The organism is Sorangium sp. So ce362 (assembly GCF_051519845.1).
Classification (GTDB): domain Bacteria; phylum Myxococcota_A; class Polyangia; order Polyangiales; family Polyangiaceae; genus Sorangium.
Window position 1 is genome coordinate 3,528,685 of the sequence record NZ_CP150332.1, and the last position, 19,860, is coordinate 3,548,544.

Genomic DNA, 19,860 nt, shown 5'->3' on the forward strand with positions numbered 1-19,860 from the left:
CCGCCGCGCGCAGCCGGAGCGCCGCGGCGGTCGTCGAACCCGGTCAGCCGCACCGCCGTCATCAGCGCTCTCCCGCGCTCAGGCCATCAGCAACCCGGAACGTGTGTTGACAATCGATCACCGAGGCAGATTACATGCGGAGCCGCGCCGGCACAATTGTCCGCCTCGGCGCGGTCGGGTACCGGCGGGATCGCGAAAGGGAGAGTGAAGCTGTGCGCGCAACGTTCATTCACGGGATCCGCGACGTCCGGCTCGGCGAGGTCGAACCGCCGCAGCCGCGCGAGGGCATGGTGACAATCCAGGTCGCGGGCTGCGGGATCTGCGGCAGCGACCTGCACTATTACCTGGAGGGCGGGATCGGCTCGGCGAGGATCCACCACGCCTTCGTGCCGGGGCACGAGCTCGCCGGCTGGGTCCTCCAGGACACCCCGGAGCTGGGCCTGTCCAGGGGGCAGCTCGTCGCCGTCGACCCCGCGCACGCCTGCGGGCGCTGCGAGTGGTGCCAGCGAGGTCACGTGAACCTCTGCCCCTTCGTGGAGTTCCTGGGCGCGCCGCCGCTCCATGGCGGCATGGCGGAACGGGTGGTGGTGCATCCCGACCAGGTCGTGCCGGTTCCGCGCGGCTTCTCGGTGCGCCGGGCCGTGATGCTGGAGCCGCTGGGCGTCGCGGTCCACGCCATGGACCTGGCGCGGCCCCGCCTGCAGGAGACGGTGGTGGTGCTGGGCTGCGGGCCGATCGGCCTGTGCCTGGTCCAGCTCGCGCGCCGCTCGGGCGCCGACCGCGTCTTCGCCGTCGATCCCGTCGCCTACAGGGCGGAGGCCGCGCGCCGGCTGGGCGCGCACGACGCGGCGCCCACGTTCGAGGCCGTCGCGGCGTGGACGGGCGGCCGGGGCGTCGATCTCGTCCTCGAGGCGACGAACTCGCCCGATGGCTTCCACCACGCGGCCGAGTCCGCGCGCATCGGCGGGCGGATCCTGCTGGCGGGCATCCCCGACGGCGATCGCTATTCGCTGCCGGCGGCGCTGTGCCGTCGCAAGGGGCTGAAGGTCAAGTTCTCCCGGCGCATGGGGCATGTGTACCCGCGGGCGATCCGCCTGGTCGCCGAGGGGGCGGTGGACGTCGATTCCATCGTCACCCACCGCTTTGACCTGTCGAACGCCGAACAGGGCTTCCGCCTGCAGGCGGACTGCCAGGACGGAGCGCTGAAGTCGATCATCGTCCCGGAGGACGGGGACGCGCCGTTCTGATCCAGATCGACGGCAACTCCACGCATCGAGGGGGCCGCCTTCGCTCGACAGCCCGAGGGATCTCGCCCAGACAGAGCGTTTGCTCGAGCGCGCGCGGACGACTGCACGCCGGTTTCGGCCGAGCAAACGCCTGTCCGGTGGACGCCGCCCTCGGTCGCCCAGGATGACGCGGAAGGCTGCACAGCTGTCGTGTGCCTGTCTTCGCTCCACGACCTGCGGAACCTGCGGGCACGAGCCGGTGACAGAGAGATAGCGTGTGCCGTTGTCGCACCCTGGCGCGCGCTGTCCGCTCGCTCGATGTCAGCGCCCCCGGGACCAAAGGATCCTGCCATGTGTACGGCAACACACCGGAGACGGCGATCGACGCGCGCCTGGGAGCGAGGCGGACGTGCTCGCTGCTGCGTGTGGCCGCAGCGCAGCGGGCGAGCGGGCGAAAGCTCTCCAGGGGCGAGAGGCCGGGGCCTCACTCCTCGACACGGATCCTCGACATCGACAGCGTGATCGATGTAGTGTGTCAAGCTGGACATGGCGCAGCCCGACAGCACCACCAGCACGCTTGACGACTTTTTCCTGAACTGTACGGATCTGGTGTTCATCGCCAGCGAGGGCGGGGCGCTCCTCCGTAGCAGCCGCGCGCTCACGAGCGCGATGAGCGCCGAGCTCCTCGATGCGTCCTCGCGAGCGGGGCTCGCCCCGCTGGTCCACCAGGACGACAGGCGCTCGTTCGACGAGGCGTGGGAGCGCCTCCGCGCCGCGGCCGAGCCCATGGCCGTCGATCTGAGGCTGAAGACGGCGGATGGCTCATTCAGGTACTTCCAGTGCACCGCGCGATGGGTGCCCGAGAAGGAAGAGGTGTATGGAACGCTCCGCGACGCCGAGGAGCGGATCAAGCACGAAATACAGCTCAAGCTCCTCAACGCGATCAACGACCACCTCCCCATCTGCCTGTGGGCGATCGACGAGCGAGGGGTCTTCGTCCTCCACGAGGGGAAGGGGCTCGGAGCCGCCGGGCTCAAGCCGGGGCAGTTCGTCGGTCTCGACATCTTCGAGCTCTACCCGGTAGAGGGCTTGGTGATGGTGCGCAAGGCGCTCGAGGGCACGATGTCCTACTTCGTGGTCGAGATCGACGGCGTTCACTGGGAGTCCTGGTATCTGCCCATCCAGAACGAGCGCGGTGACGTCACCCACGTCGCGGGGGTCACCCTCGACATCACGGCCTCGAAGCGCACCGAGCAGGAGCTCCGCGGGAAGCTCCAGCTCATCGAGCGGCAGCAGCAGGTCATCCGCGCGCTGTCGACGCCGATCCTCCAGGTGTGGGACCGCGTGCTCACGCTGCCCCTCGTGGGCATGTTCGACACCACGCGCGCGGCCGACGTGATGGAGGGCGTCCTCCGCGAGGTCGTCCGGACGCAGGCGCGCTATGCCATCCTCGATCTCACCGGGATCGAGGCGATGGACACCGAGACGGCGAACCACCTCTTGAAGCTCTCCTCGGCCATCAGGCTCCTCGGCGCCGAGGGGATCATCACAGGGATCCACCCGGCGATCGCCCAGACCCTCGTCGGGCTCGGCGTGGATCTCTCGTCGATCGAGACGCGCTCGACGCTGCGGCAGGGTCTCGAGCACTGCATTCGAAGGATGGGCCGCTAGGTCAGGTAGCGCGGCTCACCGTCGCCGGCCGCCCGGCGCGAGCTCTCCCGCCTGCGTCCCCGCGTGAGACGCGCGCCTGCGCCCCCCGCGCGGGGGACGCGCGCCTGCGCGCCTGCGCGACCGCGCGGTCTGGCAGCGTGCGTCGACGTCGCCGGCCAGCGCCGCACAGGCGATGATCCCGCACGTGCGCCTGAACCGGCAGGGCGCCGATGTCGAATGTGCGATAGGAACATATGACAAGAAACCCTGGCGCCCGAGTCACGAGCATTCGTGATGAACTGTGCTTGACTCGATTTGTTAAGACATTTATATAATATCATTGTTCCTTGGCGACGTGCGCGCGCCCAGCGAAAGAGGTGAGATCTATGAGCACGAACGGCGGTCGTTTCAGCAGCTTTCTGCGTCGTGTCCTGCCGGTGGCCTCCACGCTCGCGCTGGCGGGCGCTGCCATCGTGTCGGTCGCGACGCCCGCGGAGGGCACGCCCCCGAACGGTCTCCCAGAGCTCAAGGCGCTGCAGGAGATCGAGCAGCTCGAGTACTGCTATGCGGCCGGGACCGACGCGATCGGTCGCGGTGATCTGGCGACGGGCAAGCAGATCTACGCGAAGTGCTTCGCGCCGGACGCCCCCGTCGTGATCTGGGAGGCCGGCGCCGCGCCGGGCGATCCGCCGGTGATCTCGGTGCCCAGCGCCGAGGCCTGGGCCGATCTCATCGACGTCCTGTTCGCTGACTCCGGTTATGTGGGCACGCAGCACCTGATCAGCAACGTTCGTATCGACATCCTCCCCGGCGGCCAGCAGGCGAAGATCACCTCCTACCTGATCGCGACGCACGTCTACGACCCGGTCAGCAGCGCCCATATCGCGTACGGCACGTACGAGAACGAGGCGGTCCGGACGCCCTCGGGCTGGAAGCTCAGCAAGCGCACGTTCCGCACCCTCTCGTTCATGCGCGTCGACTCGCCGCCTCCCTGAGCGCGCGCCGCGAGCGCCCGTGGCCGCCGCGCGCCGCCGGCGGTCACGGGACGAAGGCGATGTCGTCGACGAGCAGAGCGAACACGGTCGACTTCGCCGTGTGGAACTCCACCGAGTCGACGTGCGCGGCGTCGAGCGCGGAGGGCGCCGGCACGCCCCAGCCGTCCGGGCTGAGAGCGGAGAACATGACCGTGTACTGCGCCCACTCGGTCGTGAGGTCGAGCCCCTCGCCGAAGTGGTCGCCGCAGCCCGAGCCCTCGCACACGCCGCCTTCGCGATCGGTGTTGCGGTCGGGGAAGTTCACGTAAATGTGGGTCGGCGCTGCCGCCTTGGCCCAGAAGGTCAGGCCCGCGTAGGCGGAAGCGTCGTAGCTCGACTTCGCTCCCCCTGGGGTGAGGTTCAGGTCAAATCCCATCCCGGCCCCCCTCGAGACGAAGCCGCTTCCGGCGACGTGGGCGGCGTAGTTGCTCGGGTCGTGCCCGGGCGATACCGGCACGAACGGGCGGCCGGGTAGCGGCGTTTGCGTGCCGCTCCGGGTGCCGTCGTTGTACGTGTACCAGCTGCCGACGCGGCCCTCACACCGGAGGATCGCGCTGTCGCCGTCCTCCAGGTCATCCAGGAGCGCCGTGCAGGGAGGCGGCTCGGCCCCGGCGTCCGATGCGCCGGCGTCCGATGCGCCGGCGGCCCCCGCGGCGCCTCCGGCCCCCCTGGCGCCCCCATCGAGGTCGAACGGATCGGGGTCGTACTCGCCGGATGAGATGCCGAGGACGAGACCGCATCCGGCCGCGACCATCGACGCGCAGAGGCCGACGATGAGCGCCTGGAGACGCATCAGAAGCTGCCTTGCACGAGCGCGCCGCCCACCGTGGGCGTCAGCCCGACCGACGCGCCCTTCGTCGGGCTCTTCGCGGTCGGCCAGAGCACGCCGCCGCCGGCGATGGCCGCGAGGCCGACGCCGAAGACCACCGTCGCGACGTTCGCGCGCGCCACGGCGCTGTCGCGGATGTCCATGCCGCGCCGATCGCAGCGGTCGCCGTTGCAGAACGCGCTCGACTCATCGAACCTCGATTTGGCCGCGAAGCCGAGCGCCGTCGCGACGCCGACGGCCACGATCCCCGCGCCTCGTGCCGAGCGGCGCGATGGTGAGCGCTCCCCCGTCGAGGGGCATGGTCGCCGCGGAGATCGCCGCCCCGGCCGTCGAGGCCGCGAGGGGAGCGCCGCCCGGCGGGGCCGCGACCGGGAGCGCGCCGCGCAGCGCGCCGAAGACGCGCTCGGCGGTCGCTCGCAGGTGAGGCGGGGCGAAGGGCGCAAGCGCGAGCGCGAGGTCCGCGATGGTCTGGAAACGGCGATCGCGATCCCGCGCGATCGCCGCGAGGATCACCCGCTCCAGCGGCTCCGGGACGTCCGGGCGCAGCGCGCGCAGACGCTGCGGCTCACCCTGCGTGACCAGGTAGACGAGCTGCGCGAGCTCCTGCGCGACGAACGCTCGATGGCCAGGGGCACCTGGAGATATCCGCTCTCCGCGAGCACGGCGGCGAGGTCCTTCCCCTCGAGGTGGTCCATCACCATGTACGGCGCGCCGTTCTCCAGCGTGCCGACGTCGGTGACGCGCACGACGTGCGGGCTGCGAATGCGCACGGCGGCGCGCCCTTCTCTCAGAAAGCGCTGGAGGACCTCTGCGTCTTGCACGTACTTCGGCAGGAGCACCTTGATCGCGACGCGATCGTCGAGCGCGAGGTGGCGCGCAGCGACGACGAGCCCCATCGCGCCCCGTCCGAGGACGTTCTCCACGCGGTACTTGCCGAGGAGCACGTCTCCGGGGGCAATCGGGTACTCGTCGGGGGTGAACACGATGAACCGGGCATGGTGGCGAAGGAGCGTCCAATATGCTACGGTCAGAGGTTTTGGTAATTCCACCGCATCGGCTCCCTCCCTGTCTGAATCGCGGTCACGCGGCGCGCGCGCTGGACGAGAGCGAGCGTGAACAGGGGGGCGGACGCGAGGGCCGCCAGCGTCCTCCATCCGTGGTCATGGCTTCTTGCCAGAGGCCTGCTTCACGACCCAGGCGTCGACGGCGGCGAGGATCTCGGCGAGCACGCTGTCCCCCGTCCGGCCCGCAGATTTCAGGAGCTCGAGCGAATGGTCGCCGCCCTCCACCACATGCAGGCTCGCGCGCCTGCCGAGGCGCTTCAGCACCGGCCGGAGGAGATCGAGCTGGCACAGCGGATCGCGGGTGCCCTGGAGGAAGAGCATCGGCGCCTCGATGGTCGAGAGGTGCTCATCGCGGAGCGGGGCGCGCTTGCCCGCGGGGTGCAGCGGGTAGCCGAGGAACACGAGCCCGTCGCAGGGGACGGCCCGCGCCGCGAGGAGCGAGGCGATCCGCCCGCCCATGGATTTGCCGCCGATCACCAGCCGATCCGGCTTCTCCTCCCGTAGCCGCGCGATGGCCGCCTCGTAGGCGCTCTCGAGCTTCTCCGGCCTGTCGGGCGCCTTGCGGCCGAGCTCCTTGTACGGGAAGTTGAAGCGCAGCACGGTGTGCCCGCGGTCGTTGAGCCCCCTGGCGACGTCGACAAGGAGCGGCGCGTGCATGTCGCCGCCGGCCCCGTGGCCCAGCACCACGGCCACGCCGGAGCGCTTCGCGCGCGCAGCGGGCGCGTGGAGCACGCCCGAGACCGCGTTGCCGCCTGCGATGGGGATCGAGAGCGCTCGCTCGGGCATGGAGCCCTCATGCCATGGTGGAGGGGCCCATGTCGAGGCGTCGCTCGCGCGCGGCTCTGCTTGCCGATTCTACATGTCCGCGCTCTCGGGAGATGCGGAGATCGGCGTCTCGTCACGGCGCTATTTCCCCGGCGCGAACGGACCCATCGACGCCCGCCGCATCCAGGTCGCGCGCTCTCTCACCATGCGCCGCACGTGGATCTGATAGCTGACCTCGCCGCCCACGCCGTCGCGCGCGATCTCGAGCTCGTTGTACCCGTTGTGCTCCTGCACCTCGCGGCTCGAGAGCGACGGCGCCGCGGCGATCCGGATCGTCCAGTCCTCGTGCCGCTCCGGCCATTGCTCCTTGCCGAACCAGCCGGTGTGGCTGTGGCCGTGGAGCACCAGGCAGAACTCCCTGTGGGCCGAGGTCATCGTGGAGCAGATCTCCCGCGATGTGTTGGTCTTCTGCGTGGCCCGCGATCGCGCGGCAGAGCCCCCGTTCCTGTGGAACTTGTCGACTGGCCGCCCCACGGCCGCGCTCGACGGCCTGCGTTCAGAGGCGATGGCCGGCTGGCCCGCGGGCGTGTACGAAGGCCCGCGCCTGCTGCTGACCGCCGTCGTCGTGCTCGCCGAACTGCCCCGCGTGCGCTCGACCGTGCTGATCCGGCTGATGGGCGGTGGGCGTGTGCTGCGAGAGGCGATCGACGATTTCAGCCGGTTGCGGAGGATGCGCCGGAGCGGGCTGTCGCGCTCGGTCGTCTGCTACGCTTCCGCGCGGAGGTCGCCAAGCGCGGGCCGGCGACGCCGGAGGAAGCCGGAGGAAGCGGAGTTCGTGATGACCACCCAGGCGCTCGTCGAGCAGTTCATCGAGCAGCGCGCACGCAGGGGATCGCGCAGGGCGCCATCGCGCTGTACGAAGCTCGCTTCGGCCCCATGCCGCCGTTGCTGCGCTCCGCCGTCGAAGCCATGCGCGACCTGCCGACGCTGCGGACAGGGCTCGTCCTTGTCCGCACCGGGACGCGCGAGGAGGCGCACGACGCCATCACCGCCGCTCCCGCCGGGCATTCGTCCTGACCCCCGCGCCGGCGCCTCGCGCGCCGCCACGCTGCGAGGTGACGGCGCGCCCCTGCGCGGCTAAGCTCTCGCCCGTGCCGAGCCTCCGGAAGATGAACCCCCTGCGCCGCCTGCCCGCGCTCGCGCTCGCAGCGCTGGCGGCGATCGCCGGTCCCGCCTGCGTCAGCAAGCCGACGATGCAGCTCGATCACGCCGAGATCACCGGCATCCGCATCGCCTTCCCGCCGAGCCTCGGCGTCCTGATGACCGTGGTCGTCAACGTCCACAACCCGAACTCGTACGACGTCGCCGTGCGCGCGGTCCGCGGTCAGGTCGTGCTCGCCGGCCGCTACACGATGCCGGTCGACTTCCGCGCCAGCGGCGACGGGGTCTGGCTCCCCTCCGACCGCACGACCCAGGTCCGCGTCCCCGTCAACCTCCCCGTCGATCTCGGCTTCCAGCTGGTCCGCGAGTCGTTCTCCTCGCCCGTCATCCCGTACCGCTTCAGCGGCCGCGCGGACGTCACGGCCACGCGCACCTTCCGGCTCGAGGCAGACGATTACTCGGTCGACGACCACGGCGTCGTCTCCCGCCAGCAGATCGAGGCCGCCCTCGGCATCCTGCGATAGGCTCCGCGGCGCGCCGGGCGACGAGACCCGCACGACACGCTCTCCTGCCCGCAAGACACGCTCTCCTGGAGGACGTCAGTCCACTTCGCCGCTGTCCGGCGGCGGCGGCGCGCCTCGCGAAGAACGCCCGCGGCGCGCCTCGCACGGGCTGCTGGGGCCGCCGGGGGCGACCCGACAGCAGGGGTTGACGTCGGATCGAACAGCGCCGCAGTGGCGCCGTGGGCCCCGCAAGGGGACAAGAAGCACGCCCCTTCGTCGTGACGAGGAGCGTTGGTGCGCTGGGCGATGCGGTGCTAACGCGTGCCGGCGCCCAGGTTGGCGACCATGGCGAGGCGCTGAGGACCGTCGCCGAACCGCGCCTGTAGCCGGGCGAGGATCGCCTCGCCGAGCTCGTCCCAGCGCGCCGCGCCGAGCTTGTCCCGCAGGAGCACGAGCGGCGCGTTGCTCCGGCGCATCGAGCGCCAGAGCTCCTCGGTCGAGGTCGCTTCCAGCGCGTGCTCGACCTCGCGCACCGAGACGTCGCGAAACCCCGCGGCCTCCATCTCGGCGCGGAACTCGCCCAGGTCTCCGAGCGGCGCCTTGCCGTCGCCGAAGGGCAGCCCGGGCAGCTCGGCGCGGAGCGCCGCGAAGAGCTCCTCCAGGATCGGCGTCCTGTCCATCAGCGCCCAGCTCCCGACGACGGCCCGGCCGCCGGGGCAGAGCACCCGGAAGAGCTCGCGGAAGCCGCGGTCGCGTTCCGGGAAGAACATCAGCCCGAACATCGAGAAGGCGGCGTCGAAGGAGCCGTCCTCGAACGGCAGCGCCATGCCGTCACCGACGCGGGCGTCCACCGCGAGCCCCGCGCGCGCGGCGCGCTCGCGCAGCCGCTCGACCATCGCCGGGGAGAAGTCGATGGCGGTCACGCGCGCCTCCCCGGCGGCGAGGAGGGACAGGGTACCTGGCCCGGCCGCCACGTCGAGCACGCGGGCGCCCGGCCCGATGCCGGCCAGACGGAGGGCGTCGGCGGCGTACTTCTCGAAATGCGGGACGAGATCGACCGCATAGTCCTCGGCGACCATGTCCCAGGCGACGGGGATGGCGAGGGGGCTCGTGGGCTGGGTCATGGGCCACGTGCTACCACGTGCGCGCCGAGCAGATCCAGCCGGCACCGCCCGGCGACAGTCGCAGGATATCGAGAAGGAAGAGGAGAAGAGACCTACGGCAGAGATGCTGTATGGAACAGGGCGCTCACCGACATCGTGACGCTCCCTGGAACGCCCGCGACCGCGCGGGTGTCACCGCGCGGGCGCGCTCTCGCGCCGCTTCGCCACACGCGCCTGCGCCAGCGCCTTCGACCCGCCCCTCGCGCCGGCGGTGCCCGCGGCCGCCTCCGGCGAGCTCGGAGCAGCAACCGAGTCCGCGTCCTGCGCCTCATCCGTCTTGTCCTCCGTCTTGTCGGCGCCGGCCTCGGTCGCGTCGTGCGGCGGCAGCACGGCCTTCGCGGTCGACACGAGCAGCACGCTGGTCAGCCCGACGACGCTCGCCGATCCGGCGACGAACACCGCGATATGCATCATGGTGCGCTGGAGGAGGCTGCCTTCATTCAACTTCCGGAGGATCTTCAACATCGTGCTACCTGCCTCGTTCGCGAGCGTCCGCTCGCCGCCAGCGTCTCTGCGACATCTCCTGTGAATGCGAGCGTCGTGCCAGCAGCCATCTGCTGGATCCACCGCATGGGTCGCGGGGGTTTTGGCGCCGTTCTGCCAAAGTGGACACGTCGGCCGCATGTACAATGGCGCATCCTGCCAAAATGACAATCCGTTCTGCGGGAGCGTCGCCACCGCGGCGTGTCGAGCGTGGCGCACGGAACACGGCGTACCCCCGAGGGAGCTGCCAGGCCTTCCGTGCGCTCGGCGCGCCTCCTGTCCCGTCGACCTGACCCCCATCGACGAGGTGTCCGCCGGCTTCGTCGGGAGGTGCCTCTCAGCGCGAATTCGGGGGCTCGTCAGCCGCCGCGGGAGCGGCGGGTGAGGCGCCGGCGAACGCGCGCACGGCCTCCGGGTGCTCCGCGATGAGGCGGAGCGCGCGGCCGAGGAGCGAGATCCCCGGCTCGGTCTTGTGCCAGGTCGACGCGCCGCTCGGGTGCGGCAGGCAGATGACGTCGGCCTCGACGCCGTGAAAGCGAGCCCGGCGCGCCTCGCCGATCACGCCCGCGAGCGGCCCTCGGTGGCCGAGCACCTGCTCCACCGCCAGGCCGCCCACCGGCAGGATCAGCCTCGGCTCCAGGATCCCCACCTCCCGCTCGAGGTGCGTCCGGCAGCGCAGGATCTCCTCGGGATCGGGCTTCCGGTCGCCGCCGCCCTTCGCCTTGCCGGGGAAGCAGCGAGCGACGGCCGACATGTAGACGCGCCGCCGGAGCTCGTCCTCGCGCACGCCGAGCGCCGCCTCGAACCAGCGGAACAGGGTGCGGCCCGCGGTCCACGCGAACGGGCGGCCGAAGCTGCCCTCGCGCGGGCCGGGCGCCTGGCCGATGAGCAGGATCCGGCTCGGGACGGCCGGACCATGGACGACCGGGCCGATCATCTTCGGGCAGGCACGGCACGCCTCGAGCTCGCGATGCAGCGCCGCAAGCCTCTCCTCCGAGCTCAGGACGGGAAGACGGATCGCGGGGCCCCTCATCGCGCCGACATCAAGCGCCCTCCGGCGCCGGGGGCCTGCGCGGCCTGCGCGCGCAGGCGCCCCCCGAGGAGGCGCGCCGCGAGCACGCCGCCGAGGAAGCCGAAGAGATGGCCCTCCCAGGAGATGCCGACCTGCGTCGGGAGCACGCCCCAGAGCATCCCGCCGTAGACGAAGCCGACCACCAGCGAAAGCGCGATCGAGAGGACGCTCCGCTCGAACCAGCCGCGGAGGAGCAGGAAGCCGAAATAGCCGAAGATGACGCCGCTCGCGCCGATATGCACCGAGCTGCTCGACCCGATGAGCCAGACGCCGAGGCCGCCCACGAGCGCCGAGAGGAGCGTCACGAGGACGAGGTCGCTCGTCCTGCGGAGCAGGATGAGCCAGCCGAGCGCGACGAACGGGACCGTGTTCGCCGCGAGGTGGGCGAAGCCGCCGTGCAGCCATGGCGCGAGCGCAATCCCGAGGAGGCCCTGGATCGTGCGAGGGCGGATCCCCAGGGCATCGAGCGATCCGCGGAACATCAGAAAGTCGAGGATCTCGATGGCCCAGAGGAGCGCGACGAGGCCTCCGAGCAGCGCCGCATGCTGCTTGAGCTCACGGGTGATCGTCTTGGTTTCGCTTGTGCTCATGCTTGTCCTCGCCGGGCCGCTGGAGAGGGGCCCACCCCTCGAGCGTAGCTCCTGAAACCGTCACGCGCGCGTGGTCTTCCCGCGAGGCGCGTCCTCGGCGCCGATAGCTGCCCCGTCCGGCGAACGGCGGGGTAGAGATCGGGCGTCATGCTGCTCACCCGCGCCGAAGCCACCGGATTCCGCGAGACCTCCCTGCACGCCGACGTGATGCGGTTCGTCCGCTCGCTGGAAGCCCGCAACGACCCGCGCCTCTCCGTGACGACCTTCGGGACCAGCCCGGGCGGACGGGAGCTGCCGCTGCTCGTGCTGTCGAAGGACGGCGTGCGTTCCCCGGCCGAGGCCCGCCGCGCCGGACGCCCCGTGGTGCTGATGCTCGACGGGATCCATCCCGGCGAGGTGGAGGGCAAGGAGGCCAGCCTCGCGCTCGTCCGCGACCTGCTCGACGGCCGGCACCCCGACTGGCTCGACACGCTCGTGCTCCTCGTCGCGCCGCTGTTCAACCCGGACGGCAACGACGCGCTGGACCCGCGGAACCGCCGCCTCGACCTGAAGAAGCTCGCCGGCCAGCCCGGCCCCGTCGTGGGCACCCGCACGCAGAGCCAGGGCATCAACCTGAACCGCGACTACCTCCGCCAGGCCGCGCCCGAGATGCGCCTGCTCCAGGAGCGCGTGTGCATCCCGTGGGCGCCCGATCTCACGATCGACAACCACGCGACAAACGGCTCGGTGCACCGGTTCCACATGACGGTCGACGTGCCCCACACCCACGAGTCCGGCCGCGCCGAGCCGATCGCGATGATGCGCGATCGCCTGGTCCCCGACGTGATGGCGGCGGTCCGGAAGCGCGGCTTCGAGAGCGGCTGGTACGGCAACTTCGTCGAGGACGAGCGCGTGATCGACGCGGGCGGCGACGTCGATCCGACGGCGCCCGTCGGCCTCGGCTGGATGACGTACCCGCACCATCCGCGGTTCGGCTCCAACTACCGCGGGCTCACGGGTCGGCTCGACCTGCTGCTCGAGTGTTATAGCTACCTCCCGTTCGAGGAGCGCGTCCAGACCGCCTCGGCGTGGCAGATCGAGGCCCTCTCCTGGGTCGCCGCGCACGACGGCGCCATCCGCGAGGTCGTGGCCGCGAGCGCGCGGCCGCCGGAGCGCGTCGCGGTCCGGTACCGCCTCGAGCCGACAGGGACCCCGATCGACATCCTCACGCGCAGCCCGCGGGCGTTCGACGGCGAGCCCGTCACCGTGCGGATCCCGCACCACGCGCGCTTCGTCGGGACCACCGTGGTGGACCGGCCGCGGGCCTACCTCGTGCCGCCGGCGCTCGCCGAGGCCCTGCGCCGGCACGGCCTCCGCGTCGAGCTGGCCGAGGGCGTCCACGACGTCGAGGTGGCGCGGGTGGCGTCGCTCGGCGCCGAGGGCGGCCGCGCGATCCTGGAGGCGGCCCGGGTCGGCGAGGTGGCCGTGCAGTGGCGCGAGGAGGCCCGGCGGGCCCCCGAGGGCTGGTCCCGGGTCGACACCGAGCAGCCGCTCGGCGCGATCGCCGTGTACCTGTGCGAGCCCGAGAGCGACGACGGGGCGGTCGAGAACGGCCTCGTCGAGGCGCCCGCCGTCGGGGACGAGCACCCGGCCTGGCGGGTCCGATGAGCCCGGAGGCTTGGCATTTCTCCGGCGTTCTGCTTTTTCACGAGGCGGCGATCCGCTCCACGCCTCGCTGCTCGATGCTGCTCGCTGACCTGAAGCTGACCTGAAGGAGAGCGATGAAGGACCAGATTCCCGGCTTTCTGTTCATCGACCACATCGCCATGGCGGTGCCCGCCGGGCAGCTCGACGCGCAGGTGACGGCCTACGAGCTGCTCGGCTTTCGCGAGGTGCACCGGGAGGAGGTCCGGGGCACGGATCAGGTCCGCGAGGTGATGCTGCGCGTCGGCGACAGCGACAACCACATCCAGCTCCTCGAGCCCCTCTCTCCCGAGTCTCCCGTCCAGAAGCTCATCGACAAGAACGGTGGACGCGGGGGCTTCGCCCACGTCGCCTACCGGGTCGGCGACGTTCAGGCCGCCTTCGACGAGCTCAAGGCGCGGGGCTTCCGCATCATCGACGCGGCGCCCCGGCCCGGCTCCCGGGGCACAACGATCTTCTTCATGCACCCGAAGTCGCGCGAAGACGCGCCGTTCGGTCACCTCATCGAGGTCGTGCAGGCTCATGGATGACAGGCTCTTCGCCGAGTTCGCGCCGGTCGCGCTGGAGACCTGGAAGCAGGCGCTCCAGCGGGATCTCAAGGGCAAGACCGCGGACGATCTCTCCTGGGCGAGCGCCGAGGGGCTCCTCGTGCCGCCGATCTTCGGGCCGGACAGCCCCCCGCTCCCCGCGGCCGAGGGCGGACCGCTCGTTGCGTCGCTCGTCGCCGAGCTCCGGAGCGGCGCGCCGGAGCTGCGCTTCACGCTCGGCTGCAGCTACTTCTTCGAGATCGCCCGCCTCCGCGCCGCGCGCCTCCTCGCCGCGCGCCTGCGGCCGGGCGCCACCCTCACCGCCGTCATCCCGTCGGCCGCCGTGCCCGGCGACGAGCAGCACAAGAACCTCCTCCGCGGCATCGTGGCGATGATGGCGGCCGTCGCCGGCGGCGCGGACGACGTCGTGATCACCCCGCCCGAGCGCCTGCTCGGCAACGCCCGGGTCATCCTCCGCGAGGAGGCCCGCTTCGAGGCCGAGGGCAGCCCCGCCGCGGGCTGCTGGTACATCGAGCAGCTCTCGCAGAGCTTCGCCCGGGCGGCGATGCGGCAGCTCGATGACACCGTGGATCTCCCCGCGCCGGCCGCGGCCCCGCAGGACACCGCGCCTCCCGAGCACCTCGGCTTCTCCTCCGGCATTCCGCCGTTCCTGCGCGGGCCGTATACCAGCATGTACGTGGTCCGCCCGTGGACCCTCCGCCAGTACGCCGGGTACTCCACGGCCGAGGAGTCGAACGCGTTCTACCGGCGCAACCTGGCCGCCGGGCAGACGGGGCTCTCGGTCGCCTTCGACCTCGCGACCCACCGCGGCTACGACTCGGACCACCCGCGCGTGGTCGGCGACGTGGGGAAGGCCGGCGTGGCCATCGACACCGTGGAGGACATGAAGATCCTCTTCGACCAGATACCGCTCGACAGGATGAGCGTGTCGATGACCATGAACGGCGCCGTGCTCCCCGTCATGGCGTTCTACATCGTCGCCGCCGAGGAGCAGGGCGCGCGGCCCGAGCTCCTCTCCGGAACCATCCAGAACGACATCCTCAAGGAGTTCATGGTCCGGAACACGTATATCTACCCGCCGGCGCCGTCGATGCGGATCGTCGCCGACATCTTCCGCTATACGGCCGAGAAGACGCCGAGGTTCAACTCGATCAGCATCAGCGGCTATCACATGCAGGAGGCGGGCGCGACCGCCGAGCTGGAGCTCGCCTACACGCTCGCCGACGGCCTCGAGTACCTGCGCACCGGCATCGCGTCGGGCATGGATATCGATGATTTTGCCGGTCGATTCTCGTTCTTCTTCGGGATCGGCATGGACCATTTCACCGAGATCGCCAAGCTGCGGGCGGCGCGGCTGCTGTGGGCGAAGATCGTGAAGGGGTTCCACCCGAAGAACCCGAGATCGATGGCGCTGCGGACTCACTGCCAGACGTCGGGCTGGAGCCTCACCGAGCAGGACCCGTTCAACAACATCACCCGCACGGCCATCGAGGCGCTCGCGGCCGTGCTCGGCGGCACCCAGTCGCTCCACACGAACGCCCTGGACGAGGCGCTGGCGCTCCCCTCGGACTTCTCGGCCAAGGTCGCGCGCGACACGCAGCTCTTCTTGCAGAGGGAGACCGATGTCTGCCGCGTCATCGACCCGTGGGGCGGCTCTCACCACGTCGAGCGCCTCACGGAGCGGCTTTCGCGGAGCGCGTGGCGGTTCATCCAGGAGGTGGAGTCGCTGGGCGGCATGGTCAAGGCCATCGAGAACGGCCTGCCCAAGCTGCGCATCGAGGAGGCGGCGGCCCGCAAGCAGGCCCGCATCGACGCGGGCCGCGACATCATCGTCGGCGTCAACGCGTACAGGCTGGAGAGGGAGGCGCCGCTCGAGCTCCGCGAGGTGGACAACACCGCGGTGCGCGAGACGCAGGTCGCGCGGCTGGTCGCGGTGAAGGCCGCCCGCGCGGAGGCCGCGGTGGGCGAGTCGCTCGCCGCGCTCACCCGCTGCGCCGCGACGGGCGAGGGGAACCTGCTCGCGCTCGCCGCCTCTGCCGCGCGCCGCCGCGCGACGCTCGGCGAGATCTCGGGCGCGCTGGAGCGCGTCTTCGGCCGCTACGAGGCGCCTGTCCGCACCGTCAGCGGCGTTTACGGCGCCGAGATCCGTGAGGCGGGCGCGGGTCGCGAGGTGGAGGCGCTCGTCCGCGAGTTCGCCGCCCTCGAGGGCCGCCGCCCGCGCATCCTCGTCGCCAAGATGGGTCAGGACGGGCACGACCGGGGCATGAAGGTGATCGCCACCGCCTTCGCGGATCTCGGGTTCGACGTCGATATCGGCCCCCTCTTCCAGACGCCGGAGGAGGTGGCCCGGCACGCCGTCGAGAACGACGTCCACGTGGTCGGCATCTCCTCCCTCGCGGGCGGCCACAAGACCCTGGTGCCCCAGCTGATCGACGCGCTCGGGGCGGCCGGCCGCGGGGACATCCTTGTCGTGGCGGGCGGGGTGATCCCGCCGCAGGATTACCGTTATCTCGAGGAGCGCGGCGTCGCCGGCGTCTTCGGGCCAGGGACGGTCATCCCCGACGCCGCGGCGCGGATCGTCCGTACGCTCATGGACAGGCTCTCCTCGCAGGAGGCTCGCTAGGTTGAAGCCGGGTCCGAGACAGCTCGTCGACGGCCTCCTCGCGGGCGACCGCGCGGCGCTCGCGCGCGCCATCACGCTGGCCGAGAGCGCGCTCCCCCGCCATCAGGAGCTCGCCGAGGAGGTCCTGGAGCTCTGCTTGCCTCACGGCGGCGGCGCCGCGCGACTCGGCATCACCGGCGTGCCCGGCGCCGGCAAGAGCACGTTCGTCGACGCCCTCGGCGTGCACCTCGTGCGCGAGCGGCAGGAGACGGTCGCGGTGCTCGCGGTCGACCCCACGAGCCCTGTCCACGGCGGGAGCATCCTCGGCGACAAGACCCGGATGCCGCGCCTGGCCAGCGATCCGCGGGCCTTCATCCGCCCGTCGCCGTCGGGCGGCTCGCTCGGCGGCGTGGCGCGGGCCACGCGCCAGGCCATCGTTCTCTGCGAGGCGGCCGGCTACCGCAACATCCTGGTCGAGACGGTCGGTGTCGGGCAATCCGAGGTCGCGGTCGCCGACATGACGGATTGCTTTCTGCTCCTCCTGCTCCCCGGGGCCGGCGACGAGCTGCAAGGCATGAAGCGGGGCATCATGGAGCTCGTCGATCTCGTGATCATCAACAAGGCCGACGGCGGGAACGAAGGCCGGGCCGCGCGATCGCGCCGCGATTATGAGAGCGCCTTGCACCTGTTCCCGCCGGCGCCTCACGGCTTTCCGCCCGTGGTCTCCGTCTGCTCGGCCCAGGAGAACCGCGGCGTCCGCGAGGCGTGGGAGCTCGTGCTGCGCCACCGCGCGCACATGCAGGCGAGCGGCTGGCTCTCGCGCCGCCGGGCCGCGCAGGCGCGCCGCTGGCTCGTCGAGCTCATCGAGGGGCACCTGCGCGAGACGTTCCTGCGCAGCGCCGCCGTGCGCGAGCGGATGCCCGGGCTGGAGGGCCTCGTCGAGGCCGGCGCGCTCAGCCCGCTGCGGGCCGCGCGGCAGCTGCTGGCGGCCTGGGATCCGGCCGGAGAGGGCTGACGATGCGCGACGTCTGCTGGCGCTGCCGGCGCCCCGGTTCCGTCTGTTACTGCGCGCTCCTGCCCTCCTTGCCGACGAGGACGCGGGTCGTGCTCCTCCAGCACCCGCGCGAGCGGCGGGTGGGCATCGGCACGGCGCGCATGACCCACCTGTCGCTGCCCAACTCCGAGCTGCACGAGGGGGTGGTCTTCGAGGAGGACCCCCGGATCGCCGCCCTCGCCGCCGATCCGACGACGGCCGTGCTCTATCCCGGGGGCGACGCGCACCCGGCGGACGGGGCGCCGGTGCGCTCGCTCATCGTGGTCGACGGCACGTGGTGGCAGGCGAGGAAGATGCTCGCGCTGAACCCCCGCCTGGCCGCGGTGCGCCGCATCGGCGTGACGCCCCGGGCCCCGGGCAACTACCGCATTCGCAAGGAGCCGCGCCCCGAGTGCCTCGCCACGGTCGAGGCGGTGGCCAGCGCGCTCGGCGCGCTCGAGGGCGAGCCCGCGCGCTTCGACGCGATGCTGCGGGCCTTCGAGTTCATGGTCGACCGGCAGATCGAGCACCAGGCGAAGAGCGACGCCCCGCGGCGGCGGCGCGCGCAGGCCGCCCCGCCGCTCTCGCCGCTGCGCCCCTACCTCGCCGATCCGGCGAGGGTCGTGCTCGTCGATGGCGGCGCCAACGCCGGGTGGCCGGCAGCCGCCGGCGCGGCCGAGCCCAGGACCGAGCTCGTGCACCTCGTGGCCTGCCGCGCGTCGGGCGAGCGCTTCGAGGCGTTCCTCCGCCCGCGTCGCCCGCTGGGCGAGAGCGTCGCGCACCAGCTCGAGGTGCCCGAGGCCCGCCTGCGCGACGGCGAGGACGCGGGCGCGGCCGTGGCGCGGCTCCGCGCCTTCGTCGGCCACGGCGGCGTGCTGGCCACCTGGGGCGCCTTCACGGTGGACCTGCTCGCGCAGGAGGGCCTCGGGCGCGCGCCGTTCCTCGACCTGCGCGACCTCTGCGCGCGGCACCTGCGACGGCGGCCCGGCGGCATCGCCAACGGGGCGCGGGCGCTCCAGGCCGGGGAGCCGGCGGCGCGGGGCAGCGGGCGGTGCGGGCGCACGGTGGGGTGGCTCGAGGTCGTCCTCGCGCGGCTCTTCGACCTCGCGCGGGACGAGGGCGTTGCGGCGCCACGCCCTGCATGAGATGCTCCGGCCGTGGCATTCTCCCGGCTGCGCTGAGCTCGGCATCCTCGTCCTCCCTCTAGCCCCGGCGCGGCCGGAGCGACGTGGCGAGCGCGCGGGTGCCTGTCCGTGCCCTGTCTTCCTGGGATCCCCCCGCAACATGGAAGACCGGGGCGCGGAGCCTCACGCCCGGCAGCCTGGAAGGAACACGCCACGCACGCCTGAACGGTCGTGAGCTCGCGCCGCGAGTCTTCCCCATGCACGCGCGCCGTCGCCTGGCTCGACGGCGCGCGAAGAGGCTCGCGATCATGACCGAACGTACAAGCACCCCGTCTCCGGCTCCTTCCTCCTTCGCGCCGATCGACTCCGTCGGCGCGCTCCTCGATGCGGCGCGCCGCGAGGGGCTCCGGCTCGTCACGTCGCACGCCGACCTCGACCAGACCGGGCTCGACTTCCTCGTCGTGCACGCCCACGACGAGGAGGGCGTGCCGTGGGTCGTGCGCACGCCGCGCCGGCGCGCGGTCGTCGAGTCGGCCCGCGTCGAGGCGCGCGTGCTGGCCCTCGTGCGCAAGCACCTGCCGGTCGCCGTGCCCGACTGGCGCGTGCACACCGACCAGGTGATCGCCTATCCACGGCTCGGCGACGTCCCCGCGGTCTCGGTGGATCCCGAGGCGGGTGTGCGCTGGACCCGCGTCGATCCGGCGGCGCCCTCGGCGGCGTTCATCGCGTCGATGGCAGAGGCCCTGGCGGCGCTGCAGCGCGTGAGCGCGGCGGCGATCGAGGCGGCGGGCGTCCCCGCGAAGTCCATCGATGACGTGCGCCAGCTCCACGCCCGGGCCATGGACGAGACGCGCGCCGCGCTGGCGCCGCCGGACGTCCTGTGGGCGCGGTGGCAGCGCTGGCTCGCGAACGACGCGGTGTGGCCGCGCCACCTCGCCCTCGTGCACGGCGACCTCCACCCCGGGCACATGCTCCTCGACGAGGGCGGCCGGCTCACCGGGATCCTCGACTGGACCGAGGCCCACCTCGGCGATCCCTCGGTCGACTTCGCGCTCTTCGCCGGCGCCTTCAGCAAGGCCGCGCTGGACGCGTGCATCGCGCGCTTCGAGGAGGCCGGCGGCACGACATGGCCCGGCTTCGCGGCCCACGCCGCCGAGCGCTGGGCGGCGTGGCCCGCGCTCGCGGCGAAATGGGGGATCGAGTCGGGCAACGAGGGCGTGATCGCGTACGCGCGCTCGATGCTCGACCAGCTCGCGTCCGAGAGCGGGTGAGCGGCCCATGTTAGCTGGAACCAACGAAAATCATTGAGATTTTCCACCTATTTCGCCGC

At 71.9% G+C, this 19,860-nt stretch carries 20 protein-coding genes; 11 read left to right on the forward strand and 9 right to left on the reverse strand.

All coding sequences use genetic code 11. The features are described from left to right. Window positions 1-212 precede the first annotated feature (212 nt). The 3 genes from WMF17_RS13965 to WMF17_RS13975 all read left to right on the forward strand — a co-directional run bounded on the left by WMF17_RS13965 (window position 213) and on the right by WMF17_RS13975 (window position 3,871). Entirely contained in the window at window positions 213-1,247 is a 1,035-nt protein-coding gene (locus tag WMF17_RS13965; RefSeq protein WP_437602535.1) for a zinc-dependent alcohol dehydrogenase, read from the forward strand. 525 nt (window positions 1,248-1,772) lie between these two features. Continuing rightward, the gene (locus WMF17_RS13970; RefSeq protein WP_437602536.1) at window positions 1,773-2,897 is read left to right on the forward strand and encodes an STAS domain-containing protein; all 1,125 of its coding nucleotides are present in this window, start codon (window positions 1,773-1,775) and stop codon (window positions 2,895-2,897) included. A 365-nt stretch (window positions 2,898-3,262) separates the two neighbouring features. Then, a complete protein-coding gene (locus WMF17_RS13975; protein ID WP_437602537.1) occupies window positions 3,263-3,871 on the forward strand; it encodes a nuclear transport factor 2 family protein in 609 nt (202 codons plus the stop codon). Window positions 3,872-3,914: 43 nt separating this feature from the next. Here the strand turns inward: WMF17_RS13975 and WMF17_RS13980 are convergent, their stop codons facing one another. The 5 genes from WMF17_RS13980 to WMF17_RS14000 form a co-directional block, all read right to left on the reverse strand. Then, window positions 3,915-4,703, reverse strand: coding sequence for a hypothetical protein (locus WMF17_RS13980; RefSeq protein ID WP_437649912.1), 789 nt, complete (start codon window positions 4,701-4,703; stop codon window positions 3,915-3,917). Continuing rightward, entirely contained in the window at window positions 4,703-4,981 is a 279-nt protein-coding gene (locus WMF17_RS13985; RefSeq protein ID WP_437649914.1) for a hypothetical protein, read from the reverse strand. Before WMF17_RS13985 ends, WMF17_RS13980 begins: the two co-directional genes overlap by 1 nt. A gap of 267 nt (window positions 4,982-5,248) precedes the next feature. Beyond that, complete coding sequence (locus tag WMF17_RS13990) at window positions 5,249-5,722, reverse strand: protein kinase domain-containing protein (protein WP_437602540.1); 474 nt, start codon at window positions 5,720-5,722, stop codon at window positions 5,249-5,251. A gap of 177 nt (window positions 5,723-5,899) precedes the next feature. Further along, window positions 5,900-6,589, reverse strand: coding sequence for an alpha/beta hydrolase family protein (locus tag WMF17_RS13995; protein ID WP_437649916.1), 690 nt, complete (start codon window positions 6,587-6,589; stop codon window positions 5,900-5,902). 120 nt (window positions 6,590-6,709) lie between these two features. Continuing rightward, window positions 6,710-7,003 carry a hypothetical protein gene (locus WMF17_RS14000; RefSeq protein WP_437649917.1) on the reverse strand — a complete coding sequence of 98 codons (294 nt, stop codon included), beginning with the start codon at window positions 7,001-7,003 and terminating at the stop codon, window positions 6,710-6,712. Window position 7,004: 1 nt separating this feature from the next. On the opposite strand from WMF17_RS14000, the gene WMF17_RS14005 reads away from it, so the two are divergent. Then, window positions 7,005-7,709 (forward strand): hypothetical protein, encoded by a 705-nt coding sequence (locus WMF17_RS14005; RefSeq protein WP_437649919.1) that lies wholly within the window; start codon window positions 7,005-7,007, stop codon window positions 7,707-7,709. Window positions 7,710-7,719: 10 nt separating this feature from the next. Next, complete coding sequence (locus tag WMF17_RS14010; RefSeq protein ID WP_437602544.1) at window positions 7,720-8,253, forward strand: LEA type 2 family protein; 534 nt, start codon at window positions 7,720-7,722, stop codon at window positions 8,251-8,253. A 293-nt stretch (window positions 8,254-8,546) separates the two neighbouring features. Here WMF17_RS14010 and WMF17_RS14015 read toward each other — a convergent pair whose 3' ends face one another. The 4 genes from WMF17_RS14015 to WMF17_RS14030 all read right to left on the reverse strand — a co-directional run bounded on the left by WMF17_RS14015 (window position 8,547) and on the right by WMF17_RS14030 (window position 11,540). After that, complete coding sequence (locus WMF17_RS14015) at window positions 8,547-9,356, reverse strand: class I SAM-dependent methyltransferase (RefSeq protein WP_437602545.1); 810 nt, start codon at window positions 9,354-9,356, stop codon at window positions 8,547-8,549. 171 nt (window positions 9,357-9,527) lie between these two features. Continuing rightward, the gene (locus WMF17_RS14020; RefSeq protein ID WP_437602546.1) at window positions 9,528-9,860 is read right to left on the reverse strand and encodes a hypothetical protein; all 333 of its coding nucleotides are present in this window, start codon (window positions 9,858-9,860) and stop codon (window positions 9,528-9,530) included. 355 nt (window positions 9,861-10,215) lie between these two features. Next, window positions 10,216-10,911 (reverse strand): uracil-DNA glycosylase family protein, encoded by a 696-nt coding sequence (locus tag WMF17_RS14025; protein WP_437649921.1) that lies wholly within the window; start codon window positions 10,909-10,911, stop codon window positions 10,216-10,218. Further along, window positions 10,908-11,540 carry a rhomboid family intramembrane serine protease gene (locus WMF17_RS14030; protein WP_437602548.1) on the reverse strand — a complete coding sequence of 211 codons (633 nt, stop codon included), beginning with the start codon at window positions 11,538-11,540 and terminating at the stop codon, window positions 10,908-10,910. The genes WMF17_RS14025 and WMF17_RS14030 overlap by 4 nt, the downstream gene beginning before the upstream one ends. A gap of 147 nt (window positions 11,541-11,687) precedes the next feature. Between WMF17_RS14030 and WMF17_RS14035 the strand changes: the two genes are divergently transcribed. The 6 genes from WMF17_RS14035 (at window position 11,688) to WMF17_RS14060 (ending at window position 19,801) form a co-directional block, all read left to right on the forward strand. Next, entirely contained in the window at window positions 11,688-13,187 is a 1,500-nt protein-coding gene (locus tag WMF17_RS14035) for a M14 family metallopeptidase (RefSeq protein WP_437649923.1), read from the forward strand. 113 nt (window positions 13,188-13,300) lie between these two features. Further along, on the forward strand, window positions 13,301-13,753 hold the full coding sequence (locus WMF17_RS14040) for a VOC family protein (RefSeq protein ID WP_437602550.1): 453 nt from the start codon (window positions 13,301-13,303) through the stop codon (window positions 13,751-13,753). Next, window positions 13,746-16,394, forward strand: a complete 2,649-nt coding sequence (scpA, locus tag WMF17_RS14045) for a methylmalonyl-CoA mutase (RefSeq protein WP_437649925.1) — start codon at window positions 13,746-13,748, stop codon at window positions 16,392-16,394. Before WMF17_RS14040 ends, scpA begins: the two co-directional genes overlap by 8 nt. 1 nt (window position 16,395) lies before the next feature. Continuing rightward, window positions 16,396-17,388, forward strand: coding sequence for a methylmalonyl Co-A mutase-associated GTPase MeaB (meaB, locus tag WMF17_RS14050; RefSeq protein WP_437649927.1), 993 nt, complete (start codon window positions 16,396-16,398; stop codon window positions 17,386-17,388). A gap of 2 nt (window positions 17,389-17,390) precedes the next feature. Continuing rightward, window positions 17,391-18,551, forward strand: coding sequence for a DTW domain-containing protein (locus WMF17_RS14055; RefSeq protein ID WP_437649929.1), 1,161 nt, complete (start codon window positions 17,391-17,393; stop codon window positions 18,549-18,551). A 287-nt stretch (window positions 18,552-18,838) separates the two neighbouring features. Further along, window positions 18,839-19,801, forward strand: coding sequence for a macrolide 2'-phosphotransferase (locus WMF17_RS14060; RefSeq protein WP_437602554.1), 963 nt, complete (start codon window positions 18,839-18,841; stop codon window positions 19,799-19,801). Window positions 19,802-19,860 lie beyond the last annotated feature (59 nt).